At 72.0% G+C, this 15,468-nt stretch carries 11 protein-coding genes and 1 pseudogene; 7 read left to right on the forward strand and 5 right to left on the reverse strand.

The window, feature by feature from the left end; genetic code table 11:
- The first annotated feature begins 40 nt into the window (after window positions 1–40).
- From MKW14_RS37810 to MKW14_RS37820, 3 genes are all read left to right on the forward strand, one after another.
- Window positions 41–2,668: an alpha-L-rhamnosidase-related protein gene (locus MKW14_RS37810; RefSeq protein ID WP_240870866.1), complete on the forward strand. Its 2,628-nt coding sequence runs from the start codon at window positions 41–43 to the stop codon at window positions 2,666–2,668.
- A 70-nt stretch (window positions 2,669–2,738) separates the two neighbouring features.
- The gene (locus MKW14_RS37815; RefSeq protein ID WP_240870868.1) at window positions 2,739–3,374 is read left to right on the forward strand and encodes a gamma carbonic anhydrase family protein; all 636 of its coding nucleotides are present in this window, start codon (window positions 2,739–2,741) and stop codon (window positions 3,372–3,374) included.
- Between the two features lie 144 nt (window positions 3,375–3,518).
- Complete coding sequence (locus MKW14_RS37820) at window positions 3,519–4,019, forward strand: universal stress protein (RefSeq protein ID WP_240870871.1); 501 nt, start codon at window positions 3,519–3,521, stop codon at window positions 4,017–4,019.
- Between the two features lie 2 nt (window positions 4,020–4,021).
- Here the strand turns inward: MKW14_RS37820 and MKW14_RS37825 are convergent, their stop codons facing one another.
- Both MKW14_RS37825 and MKW14_RS37830 read right to left on the reverse strand, forming a co-directional pair.
- Window positions 4,022–4,357: a hypothetical protein gene (locus MKW14_RS37825; protein WP_240870874.1), complete on the reverse strand. Its 336-nt coding sequence runs from the start codon at window positions 4,355–4,357 to the stop codon at window positions 4,022–4,024.
- Window positions 4,354–4,818: a hypothetical protein gene (locus MKW14_RS37830; RefSeq protein WP_240870876.1), complete on the reverse strand. Its 465-nt coding sequence runs from the start codon at window positions 4,816–4,818 to the stop codon at window positions 4,354–4,356. Before MKW14_RS37830 ends, MKW14_RS37825 begins: the two co-directional genes overlap by 4 nt.
- Window positions 4,819–4,985: 167 nt before the next feature.
- Between MKW14_RS37830 and MKW14_RS37835 the strand changes: the two genes are divergently transcribed.
- Window positions 4,986–6,410, forward strand: coding sequence for a phytoene desaturase family protein (locus tag MKW14_RS37835; RefSeq protein ID WP_240870877.1), 1,425 nt, complete (start codon window positions 4,986–4,988; stop codon window positions 6,408–6,410).
- A gap of 141 nt (window positions 6,411–6,551) precedes the next feature.
- Window positions 6,552–9,782 carry a fused isobutyryl-CoA mutase/GTPase IcmF gene (gene icmF / locus MKW14_RS37840; RefSeq protein WP_240870879.1) on the forward strand — a complete coding sequence of 1,077 codons (3,231 nt, stop codon included), beginning with the start codon at window positions 6,552–6,554 and terminating at the stop codon, window positions 9,780–9,782.
- 103 nt (window positions 9,783–9,885) lie between these two features.
- Here the strand turns inward: icmF and MKW14_RS37845 are convergent, their stop codons facing one another.
- On the reverse strand, window positions 9,886–11,598 hold the full coding sequence (locus MKW14_RS37845) for an IlvD/Edd family dehydratase (RefSeq protein WP_240870881.1): 1,713 nt from the start codon (window positions 11,596–11,598) through the stop codon (window positions 9,886–9,888).
- A gap of 50 nt (window positions 11,599–11,648) precedes the next feature.
- Here MKW14_RS37845 and MKW14_RS37850 point away from each other — a divergent pair.
- Window positions 11,649–11,918 (forward strand): annotated as a pseudogene (locus MKW14_RS37850) (helix-turn-helix domain-containing protein); the annotation flags it as partial.
- A 99-nt stretch (window positions 11,919–12,017) separates the two neighbouring features.
- On the opposite strand, the gene MKW14_RS37855 reads toward MKW14_RS37850, so the two are convergent.
- A complete protein-coding gene (locus MKW14_RS37855; protein WP_240870882.1) occupies window positions 12,018–14,309 on the reverse strand; it encodes an FUSC family protein in 2,292 nt (763 codons plus the stop codon).
- Between the two features lie 193 nt (window positions 14,310–14,502).
- Here MKW14_RS37855 and MKW14_RS37860 point away from each other — a divergent pair, with 193 nt between their 5' ends.
- Complete coding sequence (locus MKW14_RS37860) at window positions 14,503–14,982, forward strand: flavin reductase family protein (RefSeq protein WP_240870885.1); 480 nt, start codon at window positions 14,503–14,505, stop codon at window positions 14,980–14,982.
- A gap of 353 nt (window positions 14,983–15,335) precedes the next feature.
- On the opposite strand, the gene MKW14_RS41130 is transcribed toward MKW14_RS37860, so the two are convergent.
- Window positions 15,336–15,467 carry a Beta-galactosidase C-terminal domain gene (locus MKW14_RS41130; protein WP_308314677.1) on the reverse strand — a complete coding sequence of 44 codons (132 nt, stop codon included), beginning with the start codon at window positions 15,465–15,467 and terminating at the stop codon, window positions 15,336–15,338.
- Between the last annotated feature and the right edge of the window lies 1 nt (window position 15,468).

The raw sequence follows: 15,468 nt of genomic DNA on the forward strand, positions 1-15,468 counted from the left end.
GTATTGAATCGTTTCAACCGCCTGTGAGGGACGAGGTGCCATGACTTCCAGCAGCCCATCCGAGCACCCTGCACAACCCGGCCCCCGCCGCCGTACGGTCCTCGCCGCCGGCGCCGGAGCCGTCGCCCTGACCGCCGGACTTCCCGCCGTGACCTCCGCGGCGGCCGACACCGGAGCGGCCACCGCCAGACCCCCGCGCATCGGCACGGGCTGGCAGCGCTACGTCCAGGGCCCCGCCTCCCGCACCGTACGACCCGAGCGTGTCCTCGCCTCGACCGGTGACGTCCGCAAGCCCGAGGCCCTGCTGAAGCCCGGCGGCGCCAGAACCGTCCTGCGCCGCCCGCAGCCCGCCCCCACTCCGCGCTGGCCGGAGGGCACACAGGCCTCGGCGTCCTCCACGCACGCCGGCAACAACGGCAACGACGGCCAGCCGCGCACCTATGACGCCGCCAACGCCATCGACGGCAACCCCGACACCTTCTGGAACGACGACACGATCGCCGCCTTCCCCGACACCCTGACCATCACCCTGCCGCAGCCCCGCAGCATGTCCGGCATCACCGTGATCTCCAACAGCGACGGAGTGCCGACCGACTTCACGGTCGACGTCTGGGTCAACGGGGCCTGGCAGACCGCCGCGACGATCTCCGACAACGATGTCATCCAGCGGGCGGTGCCCTTCGGCGCCACGTTCTCGACGACCCAGGTCCGCATCACCGTCACCGCCGTCCAGGACACCCCGCGCGGGGCCTTCACACGGATCAACGAGGTCTGGCCCGAGGCGGTCCCACCGGTCGTGGCCCCCAGCGTCACGGTCGACTTCGGCAAGGTCGTGGTCGGGTACCCGCGCGTCCGCTTCACCTTCGCCTCGGACAACTCGCCCGGCGTGCGCCTCGCGTTCTCCGAGACCAAGCAGTTCCTCACCGACCGCTCCGACTTCACCCGCTCCGACCAGTCCGGCGTCGCGGCCCAGGGGACCGACCAGTTCGCCGTACCGGCCAAGGGCGCGGACTGGACCGACCACAAGGGCTTCCAGTCCGGCGACAAGGTCTACGCCGACGGACTGCACGGCTTCCGCTACCTGCGCATCGCGCTGGACGCCCTGGCGACCGACGTCCCGGCCGCGCAGCCCTGGGGAACCGTCGAGATCGACTCCGTCAGCCTGGACTTCACCGCCTATGTCGGCACCCCGGGCACCTACCGCGGCTGGTTCCTCTGCTCCGACGACGACCTCAACCGCTACTGGTACGGCGCCGCCTACACCAACGAACTCGTCACCGACACCTTCCGCCAGGACGACGTCGATCCGCGCAACGCCTGGACCGCCTCCCTGGAGGGCAAGCTCGTCCTGCACGACGGAGCCAAACGCGACCGCGACCCGTACGTCGGCGATCTCGCCGTCTCCGCCCGGACCCTGTACCTCACCCACGACGACACCGCGGCCGCCGCCCGCAACGTGCTCGCCGACCTCGCCGACCACCAGCGCGCCGACGGCTGGATCCCCCCGGCCTCCATCGCCGACTACACCCTCCCGCTCTTCGACTATCCGCTGTGGTGGGTGACTTGCAGCTGGGACTACGTGCTCTACACCGGGGACCGCGCCTACGCCACCCGCTACTACCCCAACCTGCAGAAGGTCCTGGACACCTGGTACCCGAGCGTCACCGACGAGGCCGGGCTGCTCAGCAAGGGACTCAACAACACCGGCGGATACGGCGACTACGCCTTCCTCGGACGCACAGGCAGGGTCACCTACTACAACGCCCTCTACGTCCAGGCACTCAAGGACGCCGCCCAACTCGCCCGTCTACTCGGCCAGCAGGCCGACGCGACACGCTGGACGCAGCGGGCCGCCGCGGTGACGGACGCCATCAACTCCCGCCTGTGGGACGCGAGTTCAGGCGCCTATCTCGACTCCGGAACCGGGGCCGTCCGGCACGCCCAGGACGGCAACTCCCTCGCCGTCACCGCCGGAGTCGCCGACACCGACCGCGCCCGGTCCGCGCTCGCCCATCTCGACGCCACCACGAGGCGCCCGTACGGCAACGCCTTCATGGACAACGACACGATCTTCGACGGCGCCTCCCAGCGCGTCTACGCCTTCACGTCGTACCCGGAGATCGTGGCCCGCTTCATCTCGGGACGCGCCGACTCCGCGCTCGACCAGATCCGCCGGACCTACGGCTGGATGGACGCCCACGACCCCGGCATCACGAACTGGGAGGGCATCGGCCCGGGCGGCTCGCTCTACGAGGACGCCTACACCAGCATGGCCCACGGCTGGTCCACCGGCGTCCTTCCGGCACTGACCCACCACCTGCTGGGCGCCCGGCCGACGTCCCCCGGATACGCCACCTGGGAGGTGCGCCCCGAACCCGGCGACGTCACCTGGGCGCAGGGCCAACTCCCCACCCCGCACGGCGCCTTGCGCGTCGCATGGGAGAACTCCGGACGCGTCTTCCGACTGGACGTCGACGTCCCCGAGGGAACCCGGGGCACGGTCGCGCTGCCGGGGGACAGCGGCCGTCTGACCGTACGGGCCGACGGGCGGCGGGTGTGGGACGGGCACCGCGCGTCGGACGGCAGGGTCGGTGTCGAGGACGGACGCGTCACCATCTCCGGACTGGCCTCGGGCACGCACACCGTCACCGCCCGCCGGGACGGCTGACCGGGGCAGGCGCGGACACGACGTCCGAAATCCGCCAGGCGCCGAGCCCGCCGGCGGAAACAATCGACGTATGACCGTGAACCAGGACGGGATCCGCATCGAGCACCGCGGGCACGCCCCGCAGGTCCACCCCACCGCCTACGTGGCACCGACCGCCACGCTGGTCGGCGACGTACGGGTCGGGCCACGGGCGCGGGTGATGTACGGCGCGGTGCTCGATGCCGAGGGCTCCCGGATCGAGATCGGCGAGGCGTCGGTGATCTGCGAGAACGCGGTCCTGCGCGCCTCCGCGGTGGCCGGCGACCAGCCCGTGCTGCTCGGCGACCACGTCTTCGTGGGACCGCACGCCACCCTGCTCGGGTGCGAGGTGGGCCGGTGCGCCTACCTCGCCACCTCGGCGACCGTCCTGCAGGGCGCACGGCTCGGCGCCGGCGCGGTCGTGGCCGTCGGCGCGCTGGTCCACGCCCGGGCCGTGCTGCCGGACGAGTTCTTCGTGCCCCCGCACACCCTCGCCCTGGACGACCCCGTGCGCGTCCTGGCTCCGGGCGACCCGGGGGTCGCCGCGGCCGTCGCCCAGGTCGGGTTCGCCCGGGTCGCCTTCGGCGTCGACGCGGCCTGGACCGACCGGATCAGGCGGTACGAGCGCGTGGCGGAGGTCCGGGTGGCGGAGTTCGGCGCCCATGCGGAGGACAGGATGCCCGGCTGACCGGGCAGGACGCCCGGCTGCGGAGGACAGGATGCCTGGCGTCGAATGACCTTGCCCTGCGGCGGGATCATGGCACTGTAGGTGTCGCAGTCATCGCCGTTCATCGGCGAGTGCCGCCCGTCGTCGCCGAAGGAGGCTGGCCGCGTGAATGTGGTGGTCTGGATCGTCGAGGGCACCTGGCCCGCGTGTGTGGACGCCGCGCGCAGACACGCGCCCGAGGACGCGGACGTCCTCCTGCTCCATGTGACCCCGGAGGACCTGCCGAGCGTGGCGCACGGCGCGTTCGCCGGGCTGCTGGGCCGAGGACACGCGGAACGCGATCCCGGCACCCGCGTCGAACACCTCGCCGCGGCCTCCGCCGACCAGCTCCTGCGCGCCGCCGCCGACCGGCTCGGCCGGCCCTGCAGCCGCACCGAGCGCACCGGACGCGTCGAACGCGAGGTCGTCGCGGCGGTCGAGGACGCCGATCTGCTCGTCCTGGCCCGCGACGGCGACCGTACCCACCTGGGCCCGCACAGCCTCGGCCCCGCCAGCCGCTTCGTCCTCGACCACGCCCCCTGCCCCGTCCTCCTGGTCTGGCCCGAACCGGCCCCCGGCCTGGCCACCATCCCACCCCCACCGCCGCATCCCCCGCACCACCGATAGCGTCAGCGCGCCGACACGGAGAGTGCGAGGTAGGGCAGCAGGACGGCGGGCAGCGTCAACAGCCAGGGCTTGAGCGGACGTTCACGTCTGAGAGGCACGAGCACAACGGCGATCACCATCAGCGCCAGCACGAACAGGCCGGTGATAACGAGGAGGCCCAGGACCGGACCACTGTGGTCGATCTGGTTGTAGGTGCAGCCGTCCAGGTCGGGCCGTTCCAGGTCGTCGAGCCCGCAGTGGCCGTACGCGGCATACCAACGGGCGCACCACACCACGACGACGGCCGGTATCCCGATGAGGACATGGACCAGCAGCGGCCCACCGTAGCGACGGATCACCGCAGCGCCTTCCGGGCGCGGAACTCGGTCACACAGCCGGCGCCGATCACGAACAGGGCGGCGCAGACACCGAGGAGCAGGGTCGTCCAGTTCATCCAGCCGTAGTTCGGATCGCTGGGGTACGTGGTGCCGTCGTCGCGGACGCAGTCGAAGCGCAGCGGCAGGTACGACGCCTCGTGCCGGACGAGGTGCCGGACCGTGTCGGCGCTGAAGCCGTCCCGGCACGCGGGCGCGGGCACGGAGTCCGCGCCGTCGTTGTAGGCGAGCTGGGAGGCCAGGACGCCGGTGAGTCCCAGTGCGTAGACCGCCGCCGCGCAGGCCGCCGCCAGCCACGCGGCGCGGTGCAGCAGATGGACCGCCCAGGGCTGGGGGCGGCCCGGCAGAGCCATCGCGAGGACTGAGACCGCGGCGATCAGCACGCCCAGGGCGCAGATGGCGAAGACGCCGAGTCCGGCGATCATGAGCCCCCCCTGTTCGGCATGATCTTTGTCGGTTCGGGCAACTCCACCAGGCCCGAGGGCGTTGGACTGTGACGGAGGCCACTCCTCCGGTCACAGTGGTGTCACAAGAGCCCGCATGGGCCGCTCGCCCCGTCCACCGCGCCCGATCCGCACGCCGAGGAGTTTCCATGAGCACAGCCGTCGTCGTGGGCAGTGGTCCCAACGGTCTCGCGGCGGCCGTCCGGCTCGCATGCGAGGGGGTCACCGTCACCGTGCTGGAGGCGGCGGACGTCATCGGCGGTGGTACCCGCACCAGCGAACTCACGCCCGGCCTGCTGCACGACCACTGTTCCGCGATCCACTCGATGGCGGCCGGCTCGCCCTTCCTGCGGACCCTGGACCTGGAGCGGTTCGGCCTGCGCTGGTGCCTGCCGGAGATCGACTGCGTGCATCCGCTGGACTCGGGAGCGGCGGGCGTGCTGCACCGGTCGGTGCGGCGGACCGCCGAGGGGCTCGGCCGTCCCGACGGTGACCGATGGGAGCGGCTGTTCGGGCCCCTGGGTGAGCAATTCGACGCGCTGGCCGAGGACTTCCTGGGCCCCCTGACCCGCGTGCCCCGTCACCCGCTGCTGCTGGCCCGTTTCGGCGTCCCGTCGATGCTGCCGGCGTCCGTGCTGGCGCGAGTGTGGCGCTCGGAGGCGGCGCGGGCACTGTACGGCGGCATCGCCGCGCACGCCTTCCGGCCGCTGAACCGCCCGGCCACGTCCGCCATCGGGGTGTCGATCATCGCGTCCGGGCACCGGTACGGCTGGCCGGTGGCGGCGGGCGGCTCGCGCGCGATCAGTGATGCCCTGGCCGGTCTGCTGGGAGAGCTGGGCGGCCGGATCGAGACGGGTGTCCGGGTGCGGTCCGCGGCTCAACTTCCCCTCGCCGACGTTGTGTTGTTCGATCTGGCGCCGGTCGCGGTGGCCGACGTGCTCGGCGACCGGCTGCCGCCCCCGGTCACCCGCGCCTACCGACGTTTCCGGCACGGGCCGGCCGCGTTCAAGGTGGACTTCGCGGTCCAGGGCGGGGTGCCCTGGACCAACGAGGCAGCCCGGCGGGCGGGAACCGTGCACCTCGGCGGGACCTTCGAGCAGGTCGCCGCCGCCGAGCACGCCGTCCACCTCGGCCGTATGCCCGAGCGGCCGTTCGTCCTGGTCGGACAGCAGTACCTGGCCGACCCGCAGCGCTCCCGAGGAGACCTCCACCCGGTGTGGACGTACGCGCATGTGCCCCACGGTTACGACGGCGACGCCACCGAGGCGATCGTCGGGCAGATCGAACGGTTCGCCCCCGGGTTCCGCGACCGGGTCGTCGGCAAGGCGGTGCGTACGCCGGCCGCCTTCGAGGAGTGCAACCCGAACTTCGTCGGCGGCGACATCGTCACCGGCGCCAACACCGTCCGCCAGCTGCTGGCCCGTCCCCGACCCGCCCTCGACCCGTACGCCACGGGCGTGCCCGGCATGTTCATCTGCTCGGCCGCCACCCCGCCGGGAGCGGGCGCGCACGGCATGTGCGGTGCGCACGCGGCCGAGTCGGCGCTGCGGTATCTGCGGAGTGCCGGGCGTTGACCGTGCCGCGCGAGGGCACAGGTTAGTAGGACGTCCAAGTAACTGTGCTCCTCCTCACACGCCGCCCCCCGCCGTCCCGTTACTAGGACGTCCTACTATTTCTTCGTCAGCGCCCGCGACCTGCCCTGGGAAGGCCCCGCCATGAGCGATCTGCACCGGCCCGTGCACCCCGTCCGTCTGGTCACGGCCTCGGCCCTGTTCGACGGGCACGACGCGTCGATCAACATCATGCGGCGCATCTTCCAGTCCCAGGGCGCCGAGGTGATCCACCTCGGTCACAACCGCTCCGTACAGGAGGTCGTCGACGCCGCCCTCGAAGAGGACGCGCACGGTGTGGCGGTCTCCTCCTACCAGGGCGGGCACGTCGAGTACTTTGAGTACCTCGTCCAGTCGCTGCGCGAGCAGGGTGCGGAGCACGTGCGGGTGGTGGGCGGCGGTGGCGGGGTCATCGTTCCCGAGGAGATCGCCCGGCTGCGGGGGAGCGGGGTGACCATCTTCTCCCCGGAGGACGGGCAGCGGATGGGTCTGGCGGGGATGGTCAACTCGGTCGTGCGGGACTGCGACTTCGACCTGTGGGACGCCAAGCCTGCCGATGCCGCCGCCGTGCTGGCCGGCGACCGGTTCGCGATCGCGCGTGCCGTCACCGGCGCCGAACTCGGCAAGCTGGACACGGAGTTCCTGGGCCAGGTGCGCGCCGCGGCCACCGCCCGGACGGTGCCGGTGCTGGGCATCACCGGCACCGGCGGCTCCGGAAAGTCCTCCCTCACCGACGAGTTGGTGCGCCGCTTCCGCGTCGACCAGCAGGACAAGCTGCGCATCGCGGTGATCGCCGTCGACCCGACCCGCCGCCGCGGCGGGGGCGCCCTGCTCGGCGACCGGATCCGGATGAACTCCCTGGACGGCAACCGGGTGTTCTTCCGCAGTCTGGCCACGCGCGGCAGCCGCGAGCTGCCCGAGCACCTGTCCGACGTCATCGACGTCGTGAAGGCCGCCGGGTTCGATCTGGTGATCGTGGAGACGCCGGGCATCGGCCAGGGCGACGCGGCGATCGTGCCGTTCGTCGACACCTCGCTGTATGTGATGACGCCGGAGTTCGGCGCCGCCTCCCAGCTGGAGAAGATCGACATGCTCGACTTCGCCGACGTGGTGGCGATCAACAAGTTCGAGCGGCGCGGCGCGAAGGACGCGATGCGGGATGTCGGCCGCCAACTGGTGCGCAACCGCGAGGCGTTCGGCCAACGGCCGGAGGACATGCCGGTGTACGGCACCTCCGCGGCGACCTTCAACGACGACGGCGTCACCGCCCTGCACCAGCACCTGAAGACCGTCCTCGCGGGGAAGGGGCTGCCGCTGGTCGAGGGCACGCTGGCACCGGTCGAGGTACGGCACTCCTCCGGCATCCGCCAGGTGGTCCCGGCGGACCGGGTCCGCTACCTCGCCGAGATCACCGACTCCGTCCGCGCCTACCACACCACCACCGGCCAACTGGCCGACGCCGCACGGCGGGTGCAGCGCCTGGCGACGGTCGAGGGGGAGCTGGTCGACGCCGGCCTGGACGCCGAGGACGTACGGTCACTGCTGGACCAGGCGCGGCGGCAGCTGCCGTACGAGATCACGGAGCAGATCCAGAACTGGCCCGCGGTCGTGGCCGCCTACTCCGGCGACGAGCAGGTGGTGAAGGTGCGGGACAAGGAGATCCGTACCAAGCTCACCCGCGAGTCGCTGTCCGGCAACAAGATCCCCCGCGTCGCCCTGCCCCGCTTCACCGACCACGGCGAACTGGTGCGGTTCTGGCGAGCGGAGAACCTGCCCGGCCACTTCCCCTTCACCGCCGGGGTGTTCCCCTTCAAGCGCGACGGCGAGGACCCGGCCCGGATGTTCGCCGGCGAGGGCGACCCCTTCCGCACCAACCGGCGCTTCAAGCTGCTCTCCGAAGGCCAGCCCGCCACCCGCCTCTCCACCGCCTTCGACTCCGTCACCCTCTACGGCCGCGACCCCGACGAACGCCCCGACATCTACGGCAAGGTCGGCACCTCCGGCGTCTCGGTGGCCACCCTGGAGGACATGAAGGCGCTCTACGACGGCTTCGACCTCGTAGCGCCCACCACCTCGGTCTCCATGACCATCAACGGGCCCGCGCCGACCATCCTGGCCTTCTTCCTCAACACCGCGATCGACCAGCAGCTGGAGAAGTTCCGCGCCGCCGAGGGCCGCGACCCGTCCCCCGAGGAAGCGGCCGAACTGCGGGCGCACGCGCTGGCGACCGTGCGCGGCACCGTGCAGGCCGACATCCTGAAAGAGGACCAGGGACAGAACACCTGCCTGTTCTCCACCGAGTTCTCGCTGCGGATGATGGCCGACATCCAGGAGTGGTTCATCCAGAACAAGGTCCGCAACTTCTACTCGGTCTCCATCTCCGGCTACCACATCGCCGAAGCCGGCGCGAACCCCATCAGCCAGCTCGCCTTCACCCTGGCCAACGGCTTCACCTACGTCGAGGCCTACCTCGCCCGCGGCATGCAAATCGACGACTTCGCCCCCAACCTGTCCTTCTTCTTCTCCAACGGCATGGACCCCGAGTACTCCGTCCTCGGCCGGGTGGCCCGCCGGATCTGGGCGGTGGCGATGAAGGAGAAGTACGGCGCGGGCGAGCGCTCGCAGAAGCTGAAGTACCACGTCCAGACCTCCGGACGCTCCCTGCACGCCCAGGAGATGGACTTCAACGACATCCGCACCACGCTGCAGGCGCTCATCGCCATCTACGACAACTGCAACAGCCTGCACACCAACGCCTACGACGAGGCCGTCACCACCCCCACCGAGGACTCCGTCCGCCGGGCCCTGGCCATCCAGCTGATCATCAACCGGGAGTGGGGCCTGGCGATGAACGAGAACCCGCTGCAGGGTTCGTTCGTCATCGACGAGCTGACCGACCTGGTCGAGGAGGCTGTGCTTCAGGAGTTCGAGCGGATCAGCGAACGCGGCGGTGTGCTCGGCGCGATGGAGACCGGCTACCAGCGCGGACGCATCCAGGACGAGTCGATGCTGTACGAGCAGCGCAAGCACGACGGCTCGCTGCCGCTGATCGGCGTCAACACCTTCCGCAACCCGCACGCCGACACCGCCGAGCCGGCCGTCGTCGAACTCGCCCGCGCCACCGAGGAGGAGAAGCACGGCCAACTGGGCCGTGTCCACGACTTCCAGGCCCGCCACCAGGAGCCGGCCCATGCCGCCCTGGCCGCCCTGAAGGACGCCGCGGTCAGCGGCGACAACGTCTTCGCCGTCCTGATGGACGCCGCCCGGGTCTGCTCCCTCCAGCAGATCACCGACGCGTTCTTCGAGGTGGGCGGACAGTACCGCCGTAACGTCTGACGGTCATCGTCCGGGCGCCCGTCCGGCGACGCGTACTGGGCAGAGCCGCGGCTCTCGGCGTGGGTTCGGGGTCGCGGCGACGGAGTGAGCGTCACCGCGGCCCTCAGTGCGACTCGCGGCTGACCTCCGAGCCGCTGGAGCCGACCAGGAAGTCCAGGTCGGCTCCGGTGTCGGCCTGCAGGACGTGGTCGACGTAGAGGCGTTCCCAGCCGCGCCCGGGGTTGGCGAAGCCGGTGACGGTGGCCTTGGTCGGGGTGCGGCGGGCGAGTTCCTCGTCCGGTACGTCCATGTCGATGCGCCGGGCCGCGACGTCGAGGGTGATGAGGTCCCCGGTCCGGACGAGGGCGAGGGGGCCGCCCGCCGCGGCTTCCGGGGCCACGTGCAGGACGACCGTGCCGTACGCCGTACCGCTCATACGGCCGTCGCAGACGCGGACCATGTCGCGGACGCCCTGCGCGAGGAGCTTCCTGGGCAGCGGCATGTTCGAGACCTCGGGCATGCCCGGGTAGCCCTTGGGGCCGCAGCCGCGCAGGACCAGGACGGAGTCGGCGTCCACGTCGAGGTCGGGGTCGTCGATACGGGCGTGGAAGTCCTCGATGGAGTCGAAGACGACCGCCCGGCCCCGGTGGCGCAGCAGGTGCGGTGAGGCGGCCGCCGGTTTGACGAGCGCGCCGTCGGGGGCGAGGTTGCCGCGCAGTACGGCGATGCCGCCCTCGGCGACGAGCGGTTCGGCGCGGGTGCGGATGACCTCGCCGTCCCAGATCGGCGCCTCGTCGAGGTAGTGGACCAGCGGTTCGCCGGTGACGGTCAGCGCGTCGGGGTCGAGCAGGTCGCGGACCTCGCGCAGGACGGCGAGGAGGCCGCCGGCGCGGTGGAAGTCCTCCATCAGGAAGCGGCCGGCCGGCTGGAGGTCGACCAGGACGGGCACGCGCGAGCCGATGCGGTCGAAGTCGTCGAGGCTCAGCTCGACGCCCAACCGGCCCGCGATCGCGAGGAGATGGACGACGGCGTTCGTGGAGCCGCCGATCGCGGCCAGCGCCACGATCGCGTTGTGGAAGGAGGCCTTGGTCAGGAAGGTCGACGGCCTGCGGTCGGCGCCGACCAGCTCCACGGCCAGCCGGCCGGTGTGGTGCGCGGCCTGCAGCAGCCGGCTGTCGGGCGCGGGGGTTCCGGCGACGCCGGGTACGACGGTGCCCAGGGCCTCGGCCACCAGCGCCATCGTGGAAGCGGTTCCCATCGTGTTGCAGTGCCCGCGGCTGCGGATCATCCCGGATTCGGAGCGGGTGAACTGCTCCTGGGTGAGCGTCCCGGCGCGGACCTCCTCCGACAGCCGCCACACGTCCGTACCGCAGCCCAGCGGGCGCCCGCGGAAGGTCCCGGTCAGCATGGGGCCGCCCGGCACCACGACCGCGGGCAGGTCCACGGACCCGGCGGCCATCAGCAGGGACGGGATCGTCTTGTCGCAGCCGCCGAGCAGGACCACGCCGTCGATGGGGTTGGCGCGGAGCATCTCCTCCGTGGCCATCGCCGCCATGTTGCGCCAGAGCATCGCCGTCGGACGGACCTGGGTCTCGCCCAGCGACACCACGGGCAGATCCAGCGGGATGCCGCCTGCCTCGTGGACGCCGTCGCGGACCGAGGCCGCCACCTCGTCGAAATGCGCGTTGCAGGGGGTGAGATCCGAGGCGGTGTTGGCGATGGCGATCTGCGGCCGGCCCGAGAACGCGTCCTCGGGAACCCCTCGGCGCATCCACGCCCGGTGGATGTAGGCGTTGCGGTCCTGACCCTCGTACCACTGGGCGCTGCGGAGCGTCACCCTCGAGTCCCTTCCGGCATGCGACACACAGGTCTAATCTGTGGAACGCCATGGAGCATACGCAGCCCGATGGGGGATCGGCAGACCCCGGCGAAGACGGCTCCGAGCGCGTCGGGGGTGCTCGGCTGGTTGGGTCGGACCGGGTGCTCGCGGTCCTCAAACAGCTCGCCCGGCATCCCGAGGGCGTGGGCCTGGAGGAACTGACCCGGGCGATGCGCAGCCCGAAGCCCACCGTGCACCGGGCGCTGGCCGCCCTGCGGCGGGCCGGATTCGCCGACCAGGACGGGCGCGGCCACTATCTGCTCGGCGACGAGTTCCTTGGCCCGCGCAGGCGGGTCCCGGACCCAAGGTCCTCGTCGATCCACGGCGGGAGGACGCTCGTCCGGCGCACGAGTGAGGGGGCCTCGTGCGAGCTGGTCTCACGTCTCGGCGGGCCTCGCCGCCGCGGCCAGCCCGGACTGCAGGCGGCGGGCCGCGTCGAGGTGGTCGGCGGTCCAGATCATGCGGACCGCCGTGTCCGTGGCCTTTCCGTCCTCGTCGCTCAGATCGCGCCGCAGGGAGGTGACCAGGCGGGCCTCGGCGGCCGGGTCCGGGGGCATCGGGTCCGGCACCGCGGTGCCGCCGTCCAGGCCCTTGGCCAGGTCGCGGTACCAGACGGAGACATGGTCCGCGGTGCCCATCAGCACCAGACGTGCGTCGACCCGGTCCGTTCCGTCGGGCTGCTCACCGGCGCGCTGCCACAGGCCCAGGACGGCGTCCGCGGCGAGCCGCAGTCCGACGACGCCGGTGACGAGGGTGGTCATGTCGGCCAGGGGCACCGGTTTGGATCCGCGTTCCGCGAGATAGCTGCGGAAGGCGTCGTCCAGGCGTCGAGCCGCGGCCGCCGCCTGGCGGTTCTCCTGTTCCGGGGCCGCGACGGGCGGGGGACCGCCGGCGCAGCGGCCCACCGCGTACCGCACCGCGCCGGCCAGATAGCGCGCGCTGTCGGTGTAGGCGGCGGCGAGGGCACGGTCGACGGCGGCCGTCGCGCCGCGCGGCCAGAAGAACAGACCGACCAGCACGCTCACCCCGCAGCCCAGCGCGATGTCCTCGATCCGCAGCAGCACGATGTGCCAGTCCGGATGCCGGCCGATGTTGAACAGGATGACCAGCGTGACGGTGAAGGCCGCCTGACCCGCGGCGAAGGAGATGGCGGCGGGGGCGATGCCCGCGACCAGCACGGCGACCGGCAGCAGGAACCACAGCACCGTGCTGTGGTCGCCGATCAGCTGGAGCAGCCCGGCGCCCAGGACCGAGCCGACGAGGGTGCCGCCCAGCGCGCGCACGGCGTTCTGGCCGGTGTTGAGGGCGTTGGAGCGCAGGACCGACAGCGTGCCCAGGAGCACCCAGAAGGAGTGCTGGACGCCGGTGGCGTCGGCGAGGGCCACCGCGACGCCGAGGCCGAGCGCGCCGCGCAGACTGTTGTGCAGCCAGACGGAACCGCGCTGGAGGTGCGCGGCCGCCCGCTCGCGCGCCGAGGCCAGCGGCTGGACGACGGTACCGGGTTCGAGGCCCAGCAGCCGCTCCGGCCAGCTGCGGCGCTCGGCGGCCGCGGCAAGGTCCACGTTGGCGGCGATCTGCAGGGTGGCGAACCCCAGTTCCTGCGCGCGGAAGGACAGGTCCAGGGAGCCGAGGAAGTCCCGGATCTCCGCCTCCGTGCTCGGGCGGGGCCGGTGCGTCGGCAGCCGGGTGACGGCCCCGTGCTCCATGCCGTCCATGACCTCCCGCAGCTCCGCCGAGGCGGCCCGCAGAGCCTTCGGATCCGACCGCGGGGCGTCCAGGAGATCGGCGGCCCGCTCCAGGACCACGGCGACGGATCGTCGTACCCGGTGCGCGTCGCGGTCGCAGCCGGCGTTCTCGTCGTCCGGCGGTGCGCTCTCGGCCACGATGGCGCTCAGCCAGGTCAGTTCGTCGACCAGTCGGACGACGGCCCGCGACCCGGTCGACAGGCCTGTCGGCCGGTAGGGCGTGGCGTCGAAGGCGGCGCGCAGCTCGGCGGCCGCGGTGGCGGCGTCGGCGGCGGCCGCCCGGCAGTGCGCCGGGCTCGGCGCCTCCGGGTCGGCCGCGAGCCGGGACGCGTCGGCGTGCAGCTGGGCCCCGGCCGCGCGGCAGACCCGGGCGGCGGGCGCGCTGAGCGGGTCCGCGGTGGGCCGGGGCCACAGCAGGGCGATCGCGGGCAGGGCGGCGGCCGCCGCGAGGCCCGCGCCGGCGAGCCGGTCGGGCAGCTGAGAGAGCGGTCCGGGTGAGGTCACCGGAAGGACGAAGGCCAGCAGCAGTGCCGTCGACGCCCCCGCGAGGACGGAGCTGACCACACCCGAGAACAGCACCAGGAAGCCGACCACGACGGTGACCACGACCGCGAGCCAGGTCTGCCGGGCGACAAGCGTGCCCAGACAGATCAGCAGCGCCCACGCCACCGCGAGCCCCACATGGGCGCGCAGCCGCTGCACCATCGGACCGGTGAACTCCACGAGCAGCAGCATCGAGAACGAGCCGAACGCCGCGAACGTGGCGATCGTCGGCGCGTGCAGGACCTGACTGCACAGGGCGAACAGGGCCGGCATGACCAGCGCGGTCCGGCCCGCCCGGCGCGTCGCCGCCAGCCCCGGATCGTGGTCCCGCAGCCACGCCATGAGCCGCCCGGCGACCGGGAGACGACCAGGTATCCGCATACGCCCGCACACCTCCCGTCGGCACGACGCCCGCGCGCCCCACAGGTGTCGAGTATGTGCGCCCCAGGGCCGCGCCGCCCGCATTCCGGCCGAAAAGGCCCGGGCCGCAGGGCCGTGTTCACGCCCGTGAGCCGGGGTGGAAGGCGGGCACTCGTACGCGGAGTGATCGGCGAGGGATCCGGAACGGGCAGCCATGACAGACATCGACACGTTCACCGACCGGCTGAACCCCGACATGTGCGTGGTCACGGCCTCGGCAGGTGGGCGGCGGGCCGGGTGTCTGGTGGGGTTCTTCAGCCAGTGCTCCATCCAGCCCGCGCGGTTCGCGGTGTGGATCTCCAAGGCCAACCACACCTACGACGTCGCCCGCCGGGCCGACTGCCTCGCCGTCCATCTGCTGACCCGGGAGCAGCACGCGCAGGCGGAGCTGTTCGGCGGCCGGACCGGCGGCCGGACCGACAAGTTCGCCCGGACACCGTGGACGGAAGGGTACGGCGGCTCGGCCATCCTGGACGATGTCGCCGCGTGGTTCGTCGGCACCGTCGAGAGCCACATCGACGGAGGCGATCACGTCGGCTTCGTCCTGGCACCGGTCCAGTGGGGAGGCGGCACGGACGGTCCACTGCTCAGGCTCCGCGACGCGCTGGACATCGACCCGGGCCATCCGGCCTGACCGTCCCCGGGAGCGGCGGTGTCCTAGTAGGACTCCGTTATGTCTGTCTTACGGTCCTGTTTGGGGGCAGGTTGGGGGTGTGGATGCACATGAAGTGAACCGGGCTCGGGCGAAGTTGGAGTTATTCGTCGCGGACGTGTTCGCGTCGGTGCCGCGCAAGGATCAGCGGGCGAAGGGCGACGCCGAGCGACGGCTACATGTACGTCTGCGCGTGCGACGTACTGAGGAGGACGTTCCCCTACCCGGTGCAGATCGAGGACGGCCGCGTCTACGCCCTCGTCGTGGAACGCCTCGTCCTCGCCTCCGTCCCCCTCATCATCTCGATCAGGTCAACAGGGTTCGCGATGACCAGGTCAGCGGGGTTCGCGTACCACCGCCACCTCGCCCGCCGGCACCGTGACCGAACCGGTCGCGGGTTTGCCGGAGAGGAGTTCGGTGGCGTCCCCGGAGACGGGGATCTGGGCGTCGTGGTCGGTGTGGTTGATG

It is taken from the genome of Streptomyces gilvus (assembly GCF_022513565.1).
In the GTDB taxonomy this organism is placed as follows: domain Bacteria; phylum Actinomycetota; class Actinomycetes; order Streptomycetales; family Streptomycetaceae; genus Streptomyces; species Streptomyces gilvus.